Source organism: Actinoplanes sp. ATCC 53533, assembly GCF_003947245.1.
Genome location: NZ_QHHV01000016.1, coordinates 48,839 through 70,887, shown reverse-complemented (window position 1 = coordinate 70,887; position 22,049 = coordinate 48,839). Strand labels below are relative to the sequence as shown.

Annotated in this window: 19 protein-coding genes; 4 read left to right on the top strand and 15 right to left on the bottom strand. The window is 69.6% G+C overall.

All coding sequences use genetic code 11. From position 1 onward, the window contains the following. On the bottom strand, positions 1-469 hold a 469-nt coding region (locus DMB66_RS07215; RefSeq protein ID WP_199752085.1), incomplete at its 3' end, for a hypothetical protein. Positions 470-795: 326 nt separating this feature from the next. Between DMB66_RS07215 and DMB66_RS07210 the strand changes: the two genes are divergently transcribed. Both DMB66_RS07210 and DMB66_RS07205 read left to right on the top strand, forming a co-directional pair. Then, on the top strand, positions 796-1,137 hold the full coding sequence (locus tag DMB66_RS07210; protein ID WP_125803233.1) for a hypothetical protein: 342 nt from the start codon (positions 796-798) through the stop codon (positions 1,135-1,137). A 279-nt stretch (positions 1,138-1,416) separates the two neighbouring features. Beyond that, positions 1,417-2,283 (top strand): ABC transporter permease, encoded by an 867-nt coding sequence (locus tag DMB66_RS07205; protein ID WP_125803232.1) that lies wholly within the window; start codon positions 1,417-1,419, stop codon positions 2,281-2,283. A gap of 106 nt (positions 2,284-2,389) precedes the next feature. On the opposite strand, the gene DMB66_RS07200 is transcribed toward DMB66_RS07205, so the two are convergent. Together DMB66_RS07200 and DMB66_RS07195 are read right to left on the bottom strand one after the other, a co-directional pair. Continuing rightward, positions 2,390-3,178 (bottom strand): carbon-nitrogen hydrolase family protein, encoded by a 789-nt coding sequence (locus tag DMB66_RS07200; protein ID WP_125803231.1) that lies wholly within the window; start codon positions 3,176-3,178, stop codon positions 2,390-2,392. 120 nt (positions 3,179-3,298) lie between these two features. Next, positions 3,299-3,874: a 2'-5' RNA ligase family protein gene (locus DMB66_RS07195; protein WP_125803230.1), complete on the bottom strand. Its 576-nt coding sequence runs from the start codon at positions 3,872-3,874 to the stop codon at positions 3,299-3,301. 138 nt (positions 3,875-4,012) lie between these two features. On the opposite strand from DMB66_RS07195, the gene DMB66_RS07190 reads away from it, so the two are divergent. After that, complete coding sequence (locus tag DMB66_RS07190; protein ID WP_125803229.1) at positions 4,013-4,918, top strand: alpha/beta fold hydrolase; 906 nt, start codon at positions 4,013-4,015, stop codon at positions 4,916-4,918. Between the two features lie 37 nt (positions 4,919-4,955). Here the strand turns inward: DMB66_RS07190 and DMB66_RS07185 are convergent, their stop codons facing one another. The 4 genes from DMB66_RS07185 to DMB66_RS07170 form a co-directional block, all read right to left on the bottom strand. After that, a complete protein-coding gene (locus DMB66_RS07185) occupies positions 4,956-5,516 on the bottom strand; it encodes a DUF309 domain-containing protein (RefSeq protein ID WP_125803228.1) in 561 nt (186 codons plus the stop codon). Positions 5,517-5,629: 113 nt separating this feature from the next. Further along, entirely contained in the window at positions 5,630-6,913 is a 1,284-nt protein-coding gene (locus DMB66_RS07180; RefSeq protein ID WP_233624360.1) for a cellulose-binding protein, read from the bottom strand. 52 nt (positions 6,914-6,965) lie between these two features. Further along, entirely contained in the window at positions 6,966-9,461 is a 2,496-nt protein-coding gene (locus DMB66_RS07175) for a beta-L-arabinofuranosidase domain-containing protein (RefSeq protein ID WP_125803227.1), read from the bottom strand. A gap of 64 nt (positions 9,462-9,525) precedes the next feature. Beyond that, positions 9,526-12,822, bottom strand: coding sequence for a discoidin domain-containing protein (locus tag DMB66_RS07170; RefSeq protein ID WP_125803226.1), 3,297 nt, complete (start codon positions 12,820-12,822; stop codon positions 9,526-9,528). Between the two features lie 189 nt (positions 12,823-13,011). On the opposite strand from DMB66_RS07170, the gene DMB66_RS07165 reads away from it, so the two are divergent. Then, positions 13,012-14,034, top strand: coding sequence for a LacI family DNA-binding transcriptional regulator (locus DMB66_RS07165; RefSeq protein ID WP_125803225.1), 1,023 nt, complete (start codon positions 13,012-13,014; stop codon positions 14,032-14,034). A gap of 84 nt (positions 14,035-14,118) precedes the next feature. Here DMB66_RS07165 and DMB66_RS07160 read toward each other — a convergent pair whose 3' ends face one another. The 8 genes from DMB66_RS07160 to aepY form a co-directional block, all read right to left on the bottom strand. After that, positions 14,119-14,397: a hypothetical protein gene (locus DMB66_RS07160; protein ID WP_125803224.1), complete on the bottom strand. Its 279-nt coding sequence runs from the start codon at positions 14,395-14,397 to the stop codon at positions 14,119-14,121. Between the two features lie 260 nt (positions 14,398-14,657). Continuing rightward, positions 14,658-15,518 (bottom strand): phytanoyl-CoA dioxygenase family protein, encoded by an 861-nt coding sequence (locus DMB66_RS07155; protein ID WP_125803223.1) that lies wholly within the window; start codon positions 15,516-15,518, stop codon positions 14,658-14,660. Positions 15,519-15,534: 16 nt separating this feature from the next. Continuing rightward, complete coding sequence (locus DMB66_RS07150; protein ID WP_125803222.1) at positions 15,535-16,869, bottom strand: acetyl-CoA carboxylase biotin carboxylase subunit family protein; 1,335 nt, start codon at positions 16,867-16,869, stop codon at positions 15,535-15,537. Positions 16,870-16,890: 21 nt separating this feature from the next. Further along, positions 16,891-17,541: a phosphatidylcholine/phosphatidylserine synthase gene (locus DMB66_RS07145; RefSeq protein WP_125803221.1), complete on the bottom strand. Its 651-nt coding sequence runs from the start codon at positions 17,539-17,541 to the stop codon at positions 16,891-16,893. After that, positions 17,538-18,839 carry a hypothetical protein gene (locus DMB66_RS07140; protein WP_125803220.1) on the bottom strand — a complete coding sequence of 434 codons (1,302 nt, stop codon included), beginning with the start codon at positions 18,837-18,839 and terminating at the stop codon, positions 17,538-17,540. The genes DMB66_RS07145 and DMB66_RS07140 overlap by 4 nt, the downstream gene beginning before the upstream one ends. Before the next feature lie 5 nt (positions 18,840-18,844). Continuing rightward, a complete protein-coding gene (locus DMB66_RS07135) occupies positions 18,845-20,068 on the bottom strand; it encodes a pyridoxal phosphate-dependent aminotransferase (protein ID WP_199752081.1) in 1,224 nt (407 codons plus the stop codon). A 15-nt stretch (positions 20,069-20,083) separates the two neighbouring features. Next, a complete protein-coding gene (locus tag DMB66_RS07130) occupies positions 20,084-20,785 on the bottom strand; it encodes a hypothetical protein (protein WP_233624359.1) in 702 nt (233 codons plus the stop codon). 53 nt (positions 20,786-20,838) lie between these two features. Then, on the bottom strand, positions 20,839-22,017 hold the full coding sequence (gene aepY, locus DMB66_RS07125) for a phosphonopyruvate decarboxylase (RefSeq protein ID WP_125803218.1): 1,179 nt from the start codon (positions 22,015-22,017) through the stop codon (positions 20,839-20,841). Positions 22,018-22,049 lie beyond the last annotated feature (32 nt).

Here is a 22,049-nt window from a genome sequence, read left to right as displayed (position 1 = left end):
GCTGGGCGTCGACCTGCTCGGGCTGGGCGTCGACCTGCTCGGGCTGGGCGTCGACCTGCTCGGGCTGGGCGTCGACCTGCTCGGGCTGGGCCAAGACCTGCTCGGGCTGGGCCTCCACCTGCTCGGGCTGGGCCAAGACCTGCTCGGGCTCGGCCTCGACCTGCTCGGGCTGCTCGGATCTGATGGCCTTCGGTCCGACCGCTTCGGGTAGGGCGGACGCAGACGCGGGCAGGTCGGCTCCGACCGGCTCGGACGACGTCGGTGCGACAGCTCCGGCCGAGCAGGAGGCAGAGGTCAACTCGTCGACACGACGCTGGAACGCCGCCGCGGCGTTGGCGGTGCTGCCGTACCAGCGGCTCAGCTTCCGGGCATGCCGCTGCGTCAGTCCCCATTCCCGGTGCCTCGCGTGCTCCCGGCGGAACTCCTCGGCCTCGGCCGAGTAATTGCGCCGCCGGGTCCTGTCACGCATGGTGGTGAGTTGAGCCCTCGTGAACAATCCCATCTGCCCCACCCACAGATTATCCCATTACACCCTCCGCCCTCGCCATTATTCGATCATCCGGACATCATCCGATCCAGGAATAGAGAACCCTGACCCGCGCGATCGGAGAACGCTCGGAGGCGGTTCGGAATGATCCGTCATGTCGCCGTTCCAGGCGACCGGCCCGACATCCGATTCTGCGCGAAGAGCGCGCGGTTGCCAGCGGTCGTCCTCACCGTCCGTATGGACTCCGCGCCGCAGGCGGTGGCGCGTGCTTGTGCTGATGTGGGGGCTTGCCGCTCTGAGCGAGGCCGATGACTGCGATGCTGTTCGGCATGAACGCGAGTCGAATGACCGCTGTGGAGGAGCTTTGGAGGAGGCATGCCAAGGAGGCCTTCCCTGCTCGCCTGACGTCCGTTGATGTATTGGGCATCGAGATGGTGATGCTTGATGCGGACATCGCGGGTTGCGTCGGCACCTGGCTGCACGACGGCGGAACGCTCGATGACCGGCGCTGGGATGTTCTCGCGGTCCGTAAGCGCGAGCTCGGCCGAGTGCTGCCGGAGCTGGCAGGCGAGGAGGCCGCCTACTTCCGGAGGCTGGACGAGATGGTCGATCTTCTCCGGCATTCATCAGCTGCTCCACCGCCCAGATGAACGGTTCGCCCATCTGCCGCGGAGAACGCTCGGTCTCGTCACCACCACGCACCGGCTTGTCTACCGGAACTCACCGTAGTGACTCTTGCTGACCGTCACGAGCCAGCCAGCCGGCCGCGGCGCCAGGCGGTCGGGTGGCAGAGGTTGAATGGCGAGCTCAGTGGGTGTTTCTCAACCCGTTTTCGCAGGTAGCGTGAGTAGCGGCCGACGGGCCAGGTCCCTCGCGTTCGTACTTCCGTCATCATGACGGCTGCCTGTTCACCACGAAGGAGACCGCCGATGTCTGAGACCGGCGTCATCCATGACATCGGGTACCGGCGGTATTCCGGTCCCCGGCTGGGCCGCGTCGCGATCCAGCAGGCGCTCTTCGTGCACGGGTTACGCGCCGCCTTCGGGTTTGGCCGCTCCGCCAAGGCGAAGATCTTCCCCTGGCTCGTGGCCGGCATCATGCTGCTGGTCGCCGTCATCGTGGCGGCCGCCCGCTCGATCACCGGAGAGGTGATCTTCACCTACTTCCAGTATGCCGACCAGATGAGCTTACTGATCATCTTCTTCGCGGCGATCGTCGCGCCGCAGCTGGTTTCCCGTGACTTGCGGGCCGGGGTGCTGCCGCTCTACTTCAGCCGGCCGTTGCGGGCCGCCGACTACGTGATCGCCAAGTTCGCCGCCATGACGGCCGCGATCTGGCTGCTGGTCGGCGTGCCGCAGTTCATCATGTTCCTCGGCGCCGCCTTTACCACCGAGACCGGCGTCAGCGGGGTGTTCAACGAGCTGTGGGATCTGCTGCCCGGTTGGGCCTACAGCCTGCTCTGGGCGGTGATGTTCGCCGGTGTCAGCCTGCTGATCGCGTCGCTCACCGGAAAGCAGGCGTTCGCCGCCGGTGGCATCGTGGCGGTCTTCATGATGACCGTCCCGGTCGTCGGCGTGCTCGCCTCGCTGCCGAGCGCCACCGCCAACAGCCTGTCCGGGCTGGCCAGCCCGACCTTCCTGATCGGAGGCGTCGGCGAGTGGCTCATCGAGAGGGAGAGCCAACTCGACGTGGGCGTGGGCGAGTTCGGCCCGATCTACGGCATCGAGGCGGCGTGCCTGGTCGCCGCGTGCTTCCTGCTCCTGCTCGCCCGTTACCGGAAGGTGGCCTCGCGGTGACCCAGACTCTCGCGCCTAAGCGGTCAAGGTGAAGAGAATGCGTGAGGCTGTCCGGCTGAGGTCGGCACTCCATAGCGTCATAGCCATCAGTCGTTTCGCCTTCGGGTCACAGTTCGGTTCGCCGGTCGGAGCGTTCGTCCTGGACCGGAGTTCCGCTGTGTAGAACGCCGGCGAGTGCCCGGCCACGCCACGCCGACGTGGAGTCGTACAGGTCCGCGGCCGTGTCCACGGTCGTGATGAGGATTCCGGTGCGGTTGCGGGGCAGGCGCCCGATCGTGATCCCGTCGGCTCTGATGACGAACGCGGCCCAACAGCTCTCCCGGGCGGAGGAGCTCGGGCAGCTGATCCACATATGGCTGGCGGCGGCCGCAGCCGTCATGGTCGCGGGCATGGTGATGCCGGGATACGTGCCGCCTGGGTTCAGGGCCTGTACGTCCGGGCCGACGTGCGCTCGCATGGCGGTGATGGTCCTCGCCGAGGCGTGCGCCGCGTGGTACGAGTGGAACATCAGCTGGACATCGCGTCTCTTGTACTCGCGGTACAGCTCGGGATAGCGGTAGTCGTGGCAGATCGCGGTACCGCAGCGCACGCCGTTGATCTCGAAGACCGTGAGGTGGTTCCCGGGACTGACGACGACCCACACGCTGGACTCCGCCGCGCATCGCATGACCTGGCGCATGGCGTGGTCGAGCCGGCCCCAGTCCATCGCTTCGAGATCGGCCAAGTCGGACCCGGCGTAACCGGAGAGGGCACATTCGGGAAAGTGGACGACCTCTGCCCCACGTGAGGCTGCCTCCCGTATTTGCCGTAACACGTACCGCAGGTTCCGGGTCACGTCGGCGTCCACCGGAAACTGACACGTGGCAACGATGAGCCTGTCGGCGCTGCTACCCATCCGGGCGCCCTCCTCAGTTTGCCAGGTCCACCCGCGTCTGCCTGGCTCCGTATCTCTCGACGGACGTCGTGGGCGGCGGGCGGTCGTGAGGGTGCTGGTTGATGGCCCTCGTCCGGGGGGTTAGCCGAGCATCGGGACCCGCAGGTGGTGTCGCCAGCGGTGGCCGTCGCTGACGAACAGCCTCACTGACGAGATCGTGGCCGTGGCGGGTAGGTGGTCGGTCAGGGCCGCTTGCAGCTCGTCGAAGACTTCGGGCTCCTGGTCGTGTGCGACGGTCAGGTGGGGGATGACCTCGGTGAACTGTCCTGCGTAGGGTGGCGCTTCGGGCCATCGTCGCGCTATCGATGCGGTCAGTTCCCGGAACGGCTGGTCCGGTGTCGGTGCCAGATAGAGCACGGTGGGGAAGCGCCGGCATTCGTCAAATCGGACCGTGAAGGGGCGCCGGCATTCGTCAAATCGGACCGTGAAGGGGCTACGTGCGCCGATCAGGGTCGTGAGGTCGTCGATGACCGCGGTGCTGATGCGATCGATGTCGAGGAAGGTGTAGAGCACCGTCACGTGGGCGGGAATCCCGGCCGGGGCGGAGGCGTCGAAGCGGCGACGCCAATGGCCGACCAGCGGCTCGACCTCTTCCACGGCGGCCAGCAAGGCGGTCTGGCCTGCTCGGTAATGTCCTGGCTCGCCATCCTGGGACATGACTGGATGGTCCCGGACCGCGACGCGGGTGCGCCACCGGTTTAGGCCGCGGTGGTCGCGGTTCACCCCATCAGGACGAGAGTGGCGGCGACGCCGAGAATCCCCTGCGGAGCACCTCCGATCCGTATTCTCATCGCCATGACGAAGACGCAGACGCATACCCTCGCCCTGCCCGGGGTCGACCTGGTCTATGACGTCCGCGGTCCGCTTCCGCCGGCCGGCGGGCGTCCCGCGTTGCTCATGATCGGCCAGCCGATGACCGCGGAGGGTTTCGGCGCGCTCGCCGCCCACTTCACCGACCGTACGGTCGTCACCTACGACCCGCGTGGCCTGGGCCGCAGCGTCCGCAAGGACGGCCGGACCGAGCACACCCCGCAGCGCCAGGCCGCCGATCTGCACCTGGTGATCGAGGCGCTCGGGGCCGGCCCGGTCGATGTGTTCGCCAGCAGCGGCGGCGCGGTGACCGCGCTCGAGCTGGTCGCGACCCATCCCGGCGACGTGGTCACGCTGGTGGCGCACGAGCCGCCGATCAACGCCGTGCTTCCCGACGCCGAGGCCGCCGAGCGCGCCCGGGCCGGCTTCCACGAGGCCTACCAGGCGAAGGGCACCGGCGCGGGCATGGCCGCGTTCATCGCGATGACGTCCTGGCAGGGCGAGTTCACCGACGCCTACTTCGCCCAGCCCGCGCCCGACCCGGCGGCGTTCGGCATGCCGACCGACGACGACGGCAGCCGCGGCGATCCGCTGCTGTCCAGGGACTCGTGGGCGGTCTCCGACTACCGGCCCGACCCGGTCCTGCTCAACGCGGCACCGACCCGGATCGTGATCGCGGTCGGCGAGGAGTCGGCGGGCACCTACACCGCTCGTACGGCCGTCGGCGTCGCGGCGGTGCTCGGGCAGGAGGCCACGGTGTTCCCGAGCCATCATGGTGGCTTCCTCGGCGGCGAGTTCGGCTATGCGGGCAAGCCCGAGGAGTTCGCCGCCCGGCTGCGCGAGGTGCTGGCCGCCGAGGTGCCCTATTCCGCCCGCCCCCAGGGGAAGTAGAAGTCCCACGATGGACGGACCATCGTGGCGGAGGTGGTCAACGATGCCCGCCGCCGACGCGTCGATCACGGTCGGGATGATCGACGAGGGTGGGGGTCAGCGCCTGCTCCGACAGGTCTCCGTCGCCGCGGCCGATGAGCTCGGCCGCGTTTCTCGCCCAGGCGGTGAGCGCCGCGACGGGCACGCCGTGCGGCGGTGCCGCGGCATAGGCCCCGATCCGGTCGGCGGCGCGCAGCAGCAACCGCGAGGCGCCCTCGGTGTTCCCGCGCCGGGCGTGGGTCAGGCCCACGGCCAGCTGCGCCATGCCCCGCCAGAACTCCCGCTCGGCCTCCCCGGCGGCCTTCCACGCCGCCTCGAGCACCTCGTGCGCGTGGAACGGCCGGCCCTGGTCGAGCAGCCGCTGGGCTTCGCGCAGCGCCTCGCCGGGCGGCAGGATCAGGTCGTCGGGCGTGGTGGGCACGCCGGCCATCCCCTTGGGGAGGGGCCGGCCCAGCCCGTCCCGTGGCCGGGCGTTGCGGGGGCGCCCGGCGGCGTCCCGGTCACGCGCCTCCGGGCCGGGCCGGGTGGCGGTGTCGTCGGTCGGCTCAGTTGGTTCCATGAGGTGATTCTTCCCCCGCCGCAGTCACCGGACACCACGCGGAGCCTGCGACACGGAAGAAGCGGTCGGGCCGGGCCGGGGCGGACTCGTGATCCGCCCCGGCCCGGGGACTGTCAGCGGCCGTAGCGGCTCTTCAGGTGCCGCCACCAGTCGCGGAACATCCAGGCGTCGAACTCGGTGATCTGCGCCGCGCTGCCCGCCTGCATCAGGAAGCCGCCGACCCCGGTCGGGGTCCAGTCGTAGAAGTCGTCGAGTCCGAAGGTGTGCCCCATCTCGTGCAGCAGGATGTGGATGTTGTCGGCGTCCAGGGCGCCGACGTAGTACTCGCTGCCGATGCGCTGCCCCCAGTCACCGCCAGCCCCGCCGTTCATGCCGGCGGTGAGCCACAGCGACATGTCGTAGTGGTGGGTGATGCCGCCCGGGCAGTTCGGGTAGCTGCCGGACTGGTTGAAGAAGCGTCCGCACGGCTCCGAGCACTGCGGGGCGTTCTCCCGGATGTTGTTGACGTAGATGTCGACGGAGTTGTCCGACCACTGCAGCGTCGAGCGGTCGCGGACCGCCCAGCCGACCACCTTGAGCGGGACGGTCTGGTAGGGCCAGCCGTTGTGGCCGACCATCACGTCCATCCACTTCTTGAACTGCCGGGCGAGGGAGGCGTGCACGCGATCACGCAGGGCGGCGCTCACCGGGGCACTGGAATCCCAGCGTACGCAGTAGTTGACGCTGCCGCCGTTGGCGAAGATCTGGTCCCAGCCGTAGTTGCGGAAGCCGTACAGGTTGTTGTAGGTCTGTTCCTGGTGCTGCCAGACCTGGTTGAGCGGGGTGACCAGGTTGGCCGGCGGGTTCCAGCCGCCCGGGGTGCCGGGGTCGGTGCCGCCGATCGCGGTGGCGTAGGCGCGGGCCTCCAGCACGCCGACGGAGGCGGCCCCGCTCTGCAGCACCACCCGGAGTCGGCTGGTGCTGACCGGGTTGAAGTTCACCGCGTTGTAGCGGTTGGCGGCCACCGGGTAGCCGGCCGTCGCGGTGACGTCGGTGTAGGCCGAGCCGTTCCAGGACTGCAGCCGCCACGACGCGGGCAGGCGGACGCCGCCGTTGTCGTCGAAGAAGTAGACGTCGGCCGAGCGCAGGGTCTGCGCGGTCGGCCAGGTGAGCAGGACCCACTGCTCGCCGGTGTTGGGCCAGGTGCCCCACCGGCGGTTGACCGTGTCGTTCGAGGTGGGCGGGTCGATGCCGTCGTTGACAGCGGCCACGCTCTCCCAGGACGAGGTGTACGACGCGGTGGCGGTGGCCGCCTTGGCGAGGTTGTCGCCCTGGCCGGGGGCGGCGTTGGCCGCCACGGGGATGCCGAGCAGGGCTACCAGCACGGCTGCGGGGACAGCGAGTCTTCGGAGTCTCATGGTGCGGTTCCTCTCTTGCATGGGGGATCGGGACAGGACCGTGCGTAGGGGATCAGGATCCGGCTCCGTGCAGGGCGGCGATCTCGGTGCCGGACAGGGCGCGGCTGTAGACCCGGAAGTTGTCCACGGCGGCGTCCAGGTACGGGTCGGCGTACTGCGACCGGCCGATCCAGTTGCGGGTGGTCGAGCCCAGGTCGGCCGGCCCGAGCGTCATGGCGGCGTTGCGGGCCACCTCGACGCCGTTGACGTAGAGCACGCCGAGGCTGCCCGCCTTGGTGACGGCGACGTGCGCCCAGGCGCCGGCCGGCAGGGCGGCCGGGGCATCGATGCGCTGCTCGCCGCCGGCGCCGGAAGCGGTGATGGCGAACCGGGCGGTGCCCGCGCCCGAGCGTGGGGTCAGGAACATGTTGGCCCCGGTCCCGGTGCCGAAGTCGAACACCCGCGACCAGGCGGTCGCGGTGCCGATCCGGATCCAGCAGGCGATGCTGAACGCGGCCGATCCGGCCAGGATCCCGGCCGGCAGCGCGACGTGCCCGGTGCTGCCGTTGAGCAGGACCGCGTTTCCGGTACGGCCGGCAGCCCACGTGCCGCCGGTGACGGTGGCGGTCCGCCCGTTGCCGGTGGCGTCGGTGGCCGTGGTGCCGCCGGTCTCGTCGAACCGGTAGTGGGCGACGAAGGCGGGCAGCGGCGGATTTCCGGTGACCGTCCAGTAGACGGTGTAGCGCTGGCCGTGCATGCGGTAGAACGGCAGCAGGGACACGCTGCCGGTGCTCGCGGTCGCCGTGTACTGCAGGGGGTCCGCCGTCGCCGCGAGCGTGGCGGGGTTCAGGGTCGGCAGCCCGGACAGGTTGGTGGTGCCGTACGCCCCGGCGAGCACGATCGGGCCCACCCGCACCGCCTGCACGGCCGCGTTGTCCGGGGCCGCCTCGCGGTGCACCGCCATCGGCAGGCTGACGTCGACCACGTCGCCGGTGGCGAAGGTGCGGTCGAGCACCGCGTACGTGCCGGGCGCGGTGGGCACCGCCTGCACGGTGCCGTTGAGCCGGAGCTGCGCCCCCGCCGCCCACGAGGGGATGCGGATCCGCAGGTCGATGCGGCCGGAGCCGGTGACGGTCAGCCGGGTCGAGGCCTGCTGCGGGAAGGCGGTCTCCTGCCGGACCGTGATGTCGCGGCCGGGCCAGGTCAGCACCGAGCCGATGAACAGGTTGACCCAGAGCCGCTGGGCGCCGTCGTGGAAGTAGATGCTCTCGCCGTACTTGGTGTTGCTCTCCATGCCGCTGCCGTGGCAGCAGACGAAGCTCTGGTAGTCGTTGCTGTAGGTCTTGATCCCGCCGGCCCGCAGCGGCACGTAGTAGCACTGGAAACCGTGCGCCGACGCCGGGTCCTGCGAGGCGAGGATGTGGTTGTACAGGGCCCGCTCGTAGTAGTCCCAGTAGTCGGTGCGGGACGGGTCGGTGCGGAACAGCTCGCGGGTGAGCTTGAGCATGTTGTACGAGTTGCAGCACTCCGCCGTGGTGTCCGACAGCTCGGTGGCGATCCGGCCGGGCGCCTTGAAGTACTCCCCGTTGGAGTTGCCGCCGATCGCGTAGGTGTGGTCGCGGACCACCAGGTCCCAGAAGGTGGCCGCGATCGTGCGGTACCGGGTGGTGCCGGTGGCGTGATACTCGCGGATCGCGCCGAGCACCTTCGGGATCTGGGTGTTGGCGTGGTAGCCGTTGAGGTTGTCCGTCCCGGCGGCGAGCGGGTCGAAGATCTCGGCGTGGTCGAAGTGCTGGGCGGCGGCCAGGTGCGCCGGGTCGCCGGTCAGCTGGTACAGGTTGGTCAGCACCTCGTTCATGCCGCCGAACTCGGTGTCGAGCATGTTCTGCCGCTGGGCCTGGGTCAGCCGGTCGTTGCGGGCCTTGACCCAGGCGGCCATGCCGGTGAGCACGGTGAGCGCCTGGGCGTTGCCGGCGAGCAGGTGCATGTCGAGCAGCCCCGCCATGATCTTGTGTAGCGTGTAGTAGGGCGCCCAGACCGACTGGCGGGCCTCCACCCGGTCGATGAAGCTCTCCGGGAAGGCGCTGAGGTAGCCGGGGTTGAAACCGGCCGCGGTCGCCCGGGCCTGGCACTGGGCGAGCACGGCGACGATGCCGTCGCCCTTGGCCTTGAACGCCGCCGTGCCGGTGGAGGCGTACGCCTGCGCGAGGGCGGTGAGCAGGTGCCCGGTGGAGTGCCCGCGCAGCTCGGTGGTGGGTGACTCCCAGCCGCCGCACGGCGCCGCCGACGACGGCAGCCCGGCGTTGACCCGGAACATGTGCAGCAGCCGGTCGGCGTCGAGGAAGGTCAGGTAGGCGTGGGTGCGGCCCTGGTTGGCCGCGAACGGGCTGCCCGCCGCCAGCCGGACGGCGGTCAGCGGGAACGAGTAGGCGGAGACGCCGGTGTCGGTTCGGGCGGCGGCGGCACTGCCGAGCGCCGGCGCGGCCGTGGCGGCGCCGGTGAGGATCGCCGCGCCGGCGGCACCGGCGCGCAGGAGGGTTCGTCGAGACATCGGGCCGGGACGGGACATGGGGGCCTCACCTTGGTGAAGTAGGCGCGGGGAGGTCGCCGGGCGCTCCCTCCCCGCGGGCTCGCTACGGCCCGAAGGCCTTGACCTCGAGCAGGCCGACGGAGTCGGCGGTGCTCTGCAGCACCACGCGCAGCCGGGTGGTACTCACCTGGCTGAACGTGACCCGGTTGTACTTGTTGAGGTCGCGTGCGTACGCGCCGGACGCGGCGACGTCGACGTAGGACGTGCCGTTGAAGTACTGCAGCTTGTACGACGCGGGCAGCCGCACACCGCCGTTGTCGTCGAAGAAGTACACGTCGGCGCTGTCCAGGGACTGAGCGGTGGGCCAGGTCAGCTCGGCCCACTGCTCACCGGTGTTGGGCCAGGTGCCCCAACGCGGGTTGACGGTGTCGTTCGACGACGGCGGCTCGGCGCCGTCGTTCAGGGCCGCCACGGACTCCCACGGGGACGTGTACGACGCGGAGGGCGCAGCGCTGCCCGCCTTGTTGACGGGGCCGGGCGGGGGTCCGCCGCCGCGGCCGTACACCTGCAGTTCGGTGAGCCCGGTCTTGAACCCGGACGCGTGGGTGACCTGCACCCGCACCCGCTGGGTGTCGACCGCGGCGAACTTGACCACGTTGTAGTTGGCCTGCGGGGTGGCCGGCGTCTTCACCGACGAGGCGGCGGCGACCCAGGCGCTGCCGTTGTAGTACTGCACCTGGTACGACGACGGCTGTCGGTACCGGTTGGTGGCCCGGTCGTTGCGGAAGTACAGCCGCAACTCGTCGATCCGGCGGGTCTGGCCGAGATTGACCTCCAGCGTGTCCGCGCTGTTCGGCGACCCGTACGTGCCCCAGATCGGCTCGTTGACGGGGTAGCCGTCGACCGCGTTGGCGCCGGCGGTGCCCGAGGCGGTGTACGAGGCGGTGGTCGCCGCGCCGCGGGCGTAGTTGGGCAGGGTGGACGTGAGGTCGGTGCCGGCCTTGGCGAACAGGTCGACCATGCGGGCGCTGTCCTGCACCACCTGGGTCGGCGTCTGCATCCCGCTGACGGCGCTGTTGTAGGTGACCGAGCCGCCCGCCGGCAGCGTGACCGCGCCGGTGGCCGGGTTGTAGACCACCTTCGTGAGCCGGTCCACGGTGAACGCGCGGGTGCCGTTGAGATAGACCGAGTAGCCCTGCGGGATGCCGGTGTACCGGGTGACGCCGTCGGCCGGGTCGTCCCAGACGACCGACAGGTCGGCGTTGCGGTAGCGGATGTTGTTGGCCGCGAAGTGCGACCAGCCGATCCCGATCGGGCTCAGCTCGATCTGGTTGTCGTTGCGGGGCCGCAGCCCCATCACGTCCTCGATGACCGTCCAGTTGCTGCTGCCGAGGATGTTGTGGTGGATCCAGGACCGGTAGTTGATGGTCTTGGTCGTGCCGTTCCAGTCGGCCCAGAACTCGTTGGCGTCCGGCCACTGGGTGTCCCCGCCGATGTACTGCGACCAGGCGTTCCAGTACAGCAGCTTCTTGTAGTCCTCGGCGGTCATCCACTGGTTGGCGTAGTTGCGCAGCACCGAGGAGTAGAGCCGGAACTGCACCGTGGAGTTGATCGTGGAGAAGTTGTTGCTGCCGGGCTGGCCGGCGGCCGCGGCCGCCGCCTTGTCGCGCTGGTTGGCGGTGAAGGACGGGAAGATCGGGTACTCGGCCGGATCCGCGTACAGCCGCAGGGCCTGCTTGTACTGATCGGTGTTCGGGATGGCACCGACCGAGAACGGGTAGTAGTTGTTGATCTCTTTCCACGGCACGTGCGCGTTGGTGGCGACGTGCCGGTGCTCGAACAGCTGCCGGCTGGGATTCCACAGCACGTTGACGATCGCGGCGCGGACCCGCTCGGCGATCTGCCGCATCTCGGTCGCCTTGGCGGCGTTGCCGACCGCGTCGTAGGCCTGCGCGGCGGCCAGCGCGTTGCTGTACACGTAGGCCGACTCGGCCCGGTCCAGCTGGCCCGCCCGCCAGTGGAACGAGACGGCGTCGGCGTCGTTGCCGGTCAGCGCGCCCCAGTCGTACTCGATCAGGCCGTTGTTGTCGTGGTCGTAGTAGGAGAGCTGGCCCTTGACGTCGCCCTCGGCGTACCGGGCGAGGTTGCCGGCGATGCCGGGCTGCCCGCCGTGGATCTGGTAGGCCCGCCAGGCCGCCTCGGAGACGTACTGGGTGTAGCTGTTGGACCAGTTCTCCGGGTCGCCCGGGTTGTCGACGAAGCGGCCGCCCTTGGAGACCTGCCCGACCGACACCCACGGGCCGTACGAGTAGACCGGGTCGCGCAGGTATTTCAGGTCGTCGATGTGCATCGGCTGGGTGAGCACGATGGCGTTGTTGTAGCCCAGCGCGCCCTCCACCGAGGTGGGGAACTGGAAGTCCTGGCCGGGGATGTCGACGTCGAGATAGTTGAAGCGCATCAGCCACCAGCGGTAGTAGATGTTCTTCTTGATGGCCGGCTCCGGCACGTCCAGGTAGGGCACGTTCTGGGCCCACCAGCGGTTGTACTCCCGCGCGTGGGTGGCGAAGGCGGTGGCCGCGGCATAACCCTTGTAAGCGGTGTACTCGGCGAGTGACTCCGGGATCTCGTTGGTCACGAAGCCCATCACGACCTTGGTGGTGACGGCGGCGCCGGCCGCGACGGTGACCGACCGGTTGAGCCCGCCGCTGGTGGCGGTGAAGCCGTCGGCGGACAGCCGGGGATAGATCGTGGTCAGGTTGTTCTTCGCGTTGACCTGGCCGGTGAGCTCGTTGCCGCTGCCCGCGGTGGCGTACGGCGAGGTGACCCGCAGCTGCACGGTGGTGGCGGCGCTGCCGGAGTTGGTGACGGTCAGGTTGGCGACCGCGACGTTCTGGTGGGTGATGAACTTGGTCTGGTCGATCCGCACCGAGCCGCTGGTGTGCACGCTCTTGAAGTGGCTGGGCACCTGCCGGCGCTGCGCCACCTGCTCGGTGAACGTGCCGGGGGAGGCGGCCACCGTGAACGCGCTCTGGTCGTTGATGCTCTCCCAGTAGGCCGCCTGGCCGCTGAAGCCGAGGGTGCCCGGGTTGTGGGTCTTCATGAACAGGCCGCGCCCGCGGGTCATCAGCCAGGTGCCGGCGGGGTCGTTGCCGGTGCGGGCGAGCAGCCGGTCCATCCAGTAGTCGGTGCCGCCGCTCTCCGCGTCGAAGATGGCGGCCATGGTGTTGCCGGTGCTCAGGCCGACCGGCGGCGCCGGGATCGCCGCGCCGGAGAAGGTCGGATAGCCGATGGTCTGCGCCGCCAGGCCGGCCGTGGGCGTGGCGACCACGGCGGCGACGGTGGTGGTCAGGACGAGCGTCAGCGCGGATGCCAGTCGGGGTCTCCATCGGGCTTTCGGCATCGCGTCACCTCCAGGGTCGACGAGGGGTAGCGGAGTAGCCCCCGAAACTCCGAAAACCTTTTCGGGAAGCCTGGCAGCGCCCGGGTCCAGTGTCAACGGTCTATTTCTGCTGTGTTTCGGCCGTGATCCGCGCTTGGCGAGAAAACTGGCCCCCGGCTATGCTGACCGAAACTTTTCGGAGGGCATTCCATGGCACGTCAACGGTCCGGGGTGAGGTTGTCCGACGTCGCCAAGCGAGCAGGCGTCTCGGTGGCTACGGCCTCGAAGGCGCTGAACGCGCGCGACGAGGTCGCGCCCGCCACCCGCCAGCGGGTCATCATGGCGGCCGACGAGCTGTCGTTCCAGCCCAATGTGCTGGCCCGCGGCCTGATCTCCGGCAACACCCGGACCATCGGGCTGCTCACCGACGAGCTGTCGGCCGCCCGGTTCACCATCCCGGTGCTGCTCGGCGCGGAGAACGCCCTGGGCAACGAGCAGATGAGCGTGCTGCTCTGCGACGCCCGCGGCGACGCGATCCGCCGCGGGCACTACATCCGCACGCTGCTCGCGCGGCAGGTCGACGGCTTCATCGTGCTCGGCGACGCCAACGAGGTCCGCCCGTCGCTGACCGCGGACATCCCGGTGCCGGTGGTCTACGTGTTCTGCGAGTCCGACGATCCGAACGACGTGTCGATAGTGGCCGACGACGCGGGCGGAGCCCGGCTCGCCGCCGAGCACCTGGTCTCGCTCGGCCGGCGGCGGATCGCGCACATCACCGGCGACCTCACCTACCGGGCGGCCCGCGACCGGTCCGCCGCGTTCCGCGAGGTCCTCGACGCGGCCGGGCTGCCCCTGGTCGGCGCGCCGATGTTCGGCCAGTGGTCACAGCGCTGGGGCCGGCACGCGGCCGCCGCCCTGCTCGCCGGCCACCCGGACATCGACGCCATCTTCTGCGGCAGCGACCAGATCGCCTACGGGGTGACCGAGACCCTGCGCGACCTCGGCCGGTCGATCCCCGGCGACATCGCGGTGGTCGGCTACGACAACTGGGAGGTCATCGCCGCCGAGTGCCGGCCGCCGCTGACCACCGTCGACCTCAACCTGCAGCAGCTCGGCGCCTCCGCGGTGCGGCACCTGTTCGCCGCGCTCGACGGGTCGCCGGTCTCGGGAGTGATCCGGGAGCCGGGCCGGCTCATCGTCCGGGAGTCCACCGGGATCGCCGACAGCCGCTGAGATCCGCCGCTGGCGCGTCCTTCCGGCTCCGCGTGCCGCCGGTCAAGGTCGGCACGCGGAGCCGTGCGGCCGTTCCTGTCCTGCCTAGAACGGTGCCGGTCCGCGGCCGACCAGCGACATCAGCACCTGGGTGGCGAGCAGCTTGCGGACGCCGGTGACGGCGACCGCCCCGATCTGCTCATAGGGCAGCTCGAGCTGCAGCCCGTCACCGGCGGCGCGGAGATCCGTGCTGACCTGGTCGGGGCGGAAGGTGCCGCTCCAGCCGTTGAGATCGCCGCGGTTGTTGGTGCCGAGGGAGGCCATGCCGGCTACGCGTGCGCCATCGACGAGGATCAGCGTTGCCGGGCCCGAGTAGGTCGTCATGTCGTAAACCGTACTGGCTCGGCCGGTGTCCTGGCTCACCGTACCGCCACGTAGCGGGATCATCCCGGCCGTGCCGCCGCCTCCGTGCTGACCGGGGTCGATCGATGCTCGCCGTGACGATGAGGTCCCGCGGCGCCCGTCGAACTCCGCCGTGTCCGGCTTCCCCGCTGGTCACGACCCTCCCGGTGGCCGACGGCGCCGGCCCGGGCAAGATCGACTGCCGGGGTACGCGGTGAGCATCAGCACCGGCCGGCGTCGGCTCACCGCGGCACGCTGCCCCGGTGTGTCGGCGTCGCCACGTGGAACGCGGGATCCGCGTACGCCGCCCGCTTGCGCGCGTAGTACTCCTCGTAGTGGTCACCGTCCGCGCGGCGGTTGAAGGTCATGAACAGCGCGCGCCGGGCCCTGGCGGACCTGTTGTCGAACGAGCGATGCGGGATGAAGGAATCGAAGAGCACGATGTCGCCGGCGGTGACCTCCAGCGGCTGCCACTCGAATCTCCGCACCGCCTCGGGAACGATGCTTCCGTCCGCGGCGTCGCCGTCCTTGACGGACCTGAAGAGCGGCCGTCCCGCCACCTCCCGTTCGACGAGGGAGCCGTGTTCACAGGCGACGCGGTGATGGTTGGTGGCGACCTGCAGACAGCCGTTCTCGTCGTCCGCGTTGTCGAGGGCCACCATCGCCGTCACGTGGTACCTCGGGCGGAAACCTTCGTACGCCGGGAAGTCCTGATGGGGCGTGAAGGCCCCACCCCCGGGATACTTGAGGTTGCACTTGTCCTTGAACAGGACGTAGGGCTCGCTCGTCGCCGCCTCGACGGCTGGCAGCAGGTGCCGGTCGACCAGCGCGCGGAAGGTCTGATCCTCTCCCACGAGGTACTCGACGCGGCAGACCGACATGGCCGAGGCGACTTCCGGGACACAAATGAGCTCCGGGCCCCGCGCCCGGTAGTACGCCTCGAGGCTCCTGCCCTCGTCCGCCGCGACCCGCAGGATCCGCTCGCCCTTCGTCAGCAAGGTGTCCAGCGCTGCCGTGAGTCGGGTGAGTACGGCGCCGTCCAGCCGGTTCCCGAGCGCGTACCCGTCGCGTTCGACGACGGTGTCCGGCCTGGCTTCTCGCATGGGATTGCCCTCTCCCTCATCCTTCGGTGGCCAGGACGCTCGGCCCGACGTCCGCGACCTTCCGGGGGTCGTACTTGGCGATCTCCAGGCCGAGCAGCTCCTCGGCCCGGGCCAGGAACTCCAGCCCGCGGAGGGAGGCCTCCGTCGAGGTTCGGGCCGGGATGATCACATGGCCGAAGATGCTCAGGTTCCCCTCGTACTTCCGGGCCGTCTGGCCCGCCCGCACCTTCAAGGTGTGCAAGGGGATGTCGAACTCGACCAGCAGGGCGTCGAGGTCCCGGTGATCGAAGTGCGGGGAGACCACTCCGCCGTGCCGGGCGCCGACGGCCAGGGTCAGCCCCGCAGAGCCGAAGGCCGGGTCGACCCGCACCGGCTCGCCGAGATGCGCCCTGATCATCAGCTCGAACGGGTCGGTGCCGGTCAGGAGCTGATACATCTGGGGCGACACGCTGCCCATCATCCTGGCATTGATCTCGACGATGACCGGGCCGTCGCGGCCGACGATGAGCTCGACGTGGTAGACACCGACGTCGAGACCGAGCGCCTCGAACACCTCCCGCACATACTCCTCCGCCTCCGCACGGGTCCGATCGGCCATCGTCGACGGCATCGCGGCCGCTATCTCCAGCAACTCGTAGTAGTCGGCCCGATGGCGGTTGGTCGTCGCGAAGATCCTCACCCGGCCGTCCGTGACCAGCACCTCGGCCGAGTGCAGGCTGCCGTCCACGTACTCCTCGACCAGGTAGTCCGTGCTGACGAGCCGGCCCAGCTCCAGCGGATCGGTGCGCCGGACCTCGTCCACCGTGGCAACGAATCGGTCGAAATCCCCCCAGGTCTGGCAGACCGCGGAGTATTGTTTCCCGAACCCGCGGACCGGCTTCACCACGAACGGCGGCCGCACGGCGGACGGGGCGCCGCGCGGATAGCGGGCCAGGTCCGTGGTCGTGGTGTAGGACGTCGATCGGATTCCGCGCTGCCGCAGGACCCGGCGCATCCTGTCCTTGTAGATGGCGGTCCGCAGGCTGTCATACCGCGGGTAGCGGGTCCCGAAATGCTCGGCCTCCCCGGCGACCGCGAGCAGCGCCGCCTCGGAGGTGGTGAGGATGGCGTCTATCGGTGCCTCGCGGGCCAGTTCGCTGATGACCGACCGGACCTCGCCGGTGTCCAGGGCCGCCACCTCCACGTATCGGCCGGCGAAATCGACTCGCTCACGCAGGTCCCGCTCCGTCGACACGGCCGCCGAGGCGAACGACAGCGACCTCGGACGGATGAAGACCACGTCATGTCCCATCTGCTCCGCGGTCCGCAGAGCCTGCAGGCCCATCACGGTGCTGTCGATGAAAACGATCATGTCGACCTTCCGTCGATGTCCTCAGCCCAGCAGGGCTCTGGCGTTTCCGAAGACGACCGCGACGACCGAAGTCAGCACCGCGGCCGCGGTGACGATGCCCAGACACCATCCGGTGCCGGGCAGGCGCAGCCGCACCCGGGCGACCTGCGCGACGGCCACCACGGCGCAGAGGGCGAGGAAGGGCCCCGCGGTGACGACCCCGGCCACGGTGAGCAGGGACAGGCACCCCACCAGGAATCCGGCGTACGTTGTGGGTAGCCCCGTGGAAAGGTGCGGGTCCGGTTCCGGCGTGATGTCGAAATGGGCGAGCCGGACGATGCCCAACACCACGAAGGTCGCTCCCACGAGCGCCGCAGCGGGCTGGACCGACGCGGTCAACGAGATCAGGACGGTCGGAACGGCGCCGAAGTTGAGCAGGTCGGCGAGGCTGTCGGCCCGGGCACCGAATGCTCGTCGCGCCGTGCCGGGCTCCAGGAACCGCCGCGCGAGGTATCCGTCCAGGTGGTCCAGCACGACAGCAGCGAACAGCAGCGCGAGGCACGCCCCGGCCTGCCCTTCCAGGGCGAGCCACAACGCCAGTCCCCCCACGGCGCCGTTGAGGAGGGTGACCGCGTTGGCGGAGTCCAGGTATTCGCCGAAGACGACGGGGGAGGTGCGGGGTGCGCTGCTCATCGGGTCACCTGCCGGTCGGGGTTGACGGGGGCGCGGGAGGGGAACCGTCGCTCCCGCGGCGCGGCGTACAGGGCCCAGAACCCCACGACACACAGGCAGAACGCGACCGCGGCGGACTGCACGGCGGCGACCGAGGTGAAGTAGCTGCCCAGGACGACCACGACGGTCATGCCGAGATAGATCAGGGCGATCTGCAACGTCGACACGAGCGCCACTGTCGAGGCGTCCGCCGCTTCGACGATCGACGCCTGCTGCCGCAGGAAGACCAGTTCGAAGGACAACATGAACAAGAAGTAGAGCCCCAGGAAGGCCAGCGGGAGATCGGTGACCGCGACCGCGATCATCAACACGGCCGCGAGGCAGCAGGTGAACCCGTTCCCCAGGACGACCCGCCGCCCGGCCGCGAGGAACGCGATGGCGGCGACCAGCGCCGCGAAGCTGGAGAGGAACTGCACCGCCCCGGTGAGGGCGACGGAGCCGTGGAAGGTGGTCAACGGCAGGGCGACCCGGGTGAGGTTGTAGTAGCCCTGGAACAGCGTCGTCAGGACGACGAAGGAGATGAAGGCGTGTCGCAGCCGGCCGTTGGCGGCCAGCGCGCGGAACTCGGCCGCCAGCAACGCCCGGTAGCCTCCGGTGTGGTCGCCCTGGGGCACCGCCACGTCGCGCGGTTCGGCGATCAGGTGCGCGGTCAGCGCGGCGAGGACGAAGCCGGCGCCGGAGATGCACAGAGCGAACTGCGGCGAGATCCACGAGCCGGCCCCGGCATAGATCAGGCAGGCCACCACACATCCGCTCGAGAACTGCGCCGAGAACGCCACCGGGACGGCGGATCGCATGTTCTCCCGCGAGACGCACCGGTTGATGACGACCAGCCGGCCGACCCGCTGCACCATGTCCACGAACCCGATCATCAGGCACAGCGGGATGAGCACCCCGTCGACCACGAGCAGCAGCGCGGCCGCCGCGGCGCAGGCCAGACCTCCCAGCCACATCGCCCCGGCGAGGACACGCCGGGGCTCGCCGCTGGTGCAGACCCGGTGGATCACCGGGCTCCCGAGGGCGGGGATCGCCAGTGGTGCCACCAGGACCAGGTTGGACAGCAGCACGCTGCTGGTCCGGTTGTGCACCTCGATGGCGAAGAAGAGATACAGGAACGTGCTCGAGGAGACGCTGAAGAAGGTGTTCGACCAGAGACCGATCAGGTCGCGGCCCGGGCTTCGAGCCGCGCCGGGCCCCGGGCCGGTGCCCGGCTCGGGCGGGTCCGAGGGCGGGCCCGCCCGATCCGGAGTCGTGTCCATGACGGCTACCTGGCCGGCAAGGGCCTGGCCAGACGCTCCACGGCGAGGCGGAAGGTCTTCTCGTCGCCACAGAGGACCAGGCGGACGTGCCGGTCGACGGAAGGACCGTAGACCTCTCCCGGCACCACGGCCACCTGTCGCTCGTCGATCAGGTAGCTCGCCACCGCGGCCCCCACCGACCTGCCCGCGTCCCGGAGCGGATCGGGCAGCCGATCGTGCAGCGCGGCGACATCGGGAAGGAGGAACATCCCGCCCTTCGGCGCCCGGTTCCACGAGAACCCCTGCTCCGGCGTCAGCGTCCTGATCGCGGTGTTCCGCCGCTCCCGCAGACGCGCGTTGTTCCCGGCGAACCACTGCTCGTTCTGGGGATCCTGCAGCATGCGGAGCGCGATCCGCTCGAAGAGGATGTTGACACCGAGGTAGAGATAGTCGTGTGCTTTCTTCGCGACCTCGATGAGGTCACGGCGGGCGACCATCCACCCGATCCGCAGACCCGGGGTGCCGAACTTCTTCGAGCAGCTGTTGATCATGATCGCTCGATCGCCCACCGCCTCGACGCTCCGGGCGGGCAGATGGGGCCGATCAAAGGCCATCGTGTCATACACCTCGTCGTGGATGATCCACGCGTCATTCCGCGTCGCGATGTCGCCCAGCAAGCCCCATTCCTCGGCGGTCAGCATGTATCCCGTCGGATTCTCCGGCGAGTTGACGATGACGGCCCGCGCGGCACCGAAGTCTCGGGCGAACGACGCGTCGTCGCCGATCAGCGCCTCGAACTCGCGGTCCGCCGCGGGCCGGCGGAAGCTGACCGGCCTCCGTCCCAGCGTCGCCACCGAGCGTTCGTACAGCATGTACGAGGGGTCGGTGATCGCCACCGGGTCACCGTCATTCGTGACGGAGAGCAACGCGAGCGCGATCGCCTCGACACCGCCGTGGGTCACGATGATCTCAGTGTCGGGGTCGACGACCATGCCGTAACGGCGGCGGTACCAGTCGGCGATGGCCTGTCGCAGCTCCGCGGATCCGGCGGAATACTCGTATCGGTTCAGCGCGTCCAGCAGCGTCGTCCGGGTGAGGTCGTCGGTCAGCACCCGATCGACCAGGTGCTCGGGCGGCCCGAACTCCGGTTCCCCGATGCTCAGGTTGCAGACGTCCGGCAACGACTTGGCCCTCATCGAAATCGCCTTGGAGGCGTACTCCGACATCGACGTCAACGTGCGGTTCGGCATCTCGCTCCTCCATCCTCAGCCGGCGGGCCGACTGGATCCGTTCCTCAGTCCGGACTCCATGACCGAGTCCACGATGTCGCCCGCGCGCCGCAGGTCCTCCGGATTGTCGATCTCCACCCACGGCAGCCCCTTGATGTCGATCACCGCGGCGCTCAGGTGTGACAGGGCCTCGTCGAAGATCCGGTACAGCTGCATCGGGCCGATGAAGGGCTGCTCACCGAGGGCGCGAACCACGTACTCCCGGGCCGGAGCACTGACCTTGACCAGGCAGACGAGCTCTCCCAGCACCTGCATGGGGCCGTCGTAGTGAGCCACCTCGTGCTCGAAGAACAGCAGTTGGCGCGGCTGGGATCCATCGGAGAGGACCAGCGTGTCGGGTCGCGCACTGGGCACGGACGAGTCGACCACGATGGTGAGGTCCGCCTGGCTCTCCCAGAGCTTCCTGAAAGCGATGGCGGGGACCAGCAGATCGCCTTCCATGTAGATCGTGCCGCCCGGGGCCTGGGACAGCGCCAGGAACGCGCTCCAGTCGAGGTTGCGGTCGGCGTAGTGGGTGTTGTCCACGACGGTGTATTCGAGCTCGTGCCCGGCCGCGGCCAGGTGGTCCTTGAGCTGAGGTCCGCCGTGGCCGGTCACGACGGTGAGCGACGACGCGCCCGCCTGCCGGAGGATGTCCAGCTGATAGTCGACGATACGGCGCCCGCCGAGGCTCAGCATCGACTTGTGACAGCTCTCGGTGAGCGGTGAGAGCCGAGTTCCGATACCTGCCATCAGAGCTGCGACATGCATGGATCAGTCACCCCTTCAGGTGCCGGTGCGGTCGCCGGCGCACCGGCTGCCCGACGCGTCGACATCGAATACTTGAGCCTCTCGGCGATCTCCGGTGGGCGGCGGTCCGGCCGTCCCAGCTTCTCCACCGAGCCCGGCCTGATCCGTAGATGCAGCAGGGTCGGCCCGGCGAAGGCTCGGCTGCCGAGGTGTCGCGTCAACCCGTCGAGATCCTCGCAGCGCACCGCGTCGGAATATCCACAGGCCCGCGCCAGGGCGGTGAAGTCCACCGTGCCCGCCGCGGTGGCCTGGCCGCCGGTCGAGTCGTAGCTCCCGTTGTCGAGGACGATATGGGTCAGGGCGGGCGGCGCGGTCGCTCCGATGGTCGACAGGTTGCCGAGATGCATCAGGAGGGCGCCGTCCCCGTCGAGGACGTAGACGGGTTCACTCGTACCGAGCGCCACACCGTGCGCGATGGCGTTGGCATAGCCCATGGCGCCCACACAGTAGAAGTTGCGTTCCCGATCCCGGATCGAGGAGAGCTCGCGCCCGCATTTGCCCGTCGTGGCGACGACGACGGCTTCGGGGCTCAGGGCCTCGGCTATCCGGGTCAGGGCCTCATGCCGGGACGGCAACTCCGCGGGTGCCCCAGCGGGATCCGGCCGCGGCCCGCCGTCCTGCCCGGTCAGGTCGCCCGCCCGAACCAATATCGCGTACGGCCGGCGGGTGCTCGCGAGATGGGCGAACACCTCGTCCAGGACCCCGGGAAGGTCCGAGTCCGAGGACGGCAGGTGCCTCCAGTCGATCTCCATGAGATCGAGCAGGCCCGGCGTCATCCGGCCCATGAGCTCGTGCTGTGGCTCGTCCGGCCGGCCGGGCTCGCCCCGCCAGGACACGATCAACAGGCAGGGGATCCGACTGCTCGCCGACAGCGAGGTGAGCGGGTTGACCATGTTGCCCAGTCCCGAGTTCTGGCACATCACCACGCCGAGCCCGCCGGTCAGCCAGGTGCCCGCGCAGAGCGCGACGGATTCCCCCTCGCTGGACGCGGGGACGTAGCGGACGTCGGGCCTACCGTGGACCTCCGACAGGAGCGGGTCCAGGTGACTGCACGGGACGCCGGTGAAGAAATTCGCCCCCCGATCCACGAGATGGCGCAGGAGTGTCGTGGCGTCGGTCATGTCCTCTCCTCGTCCTTTCGCCGCGACCGGCA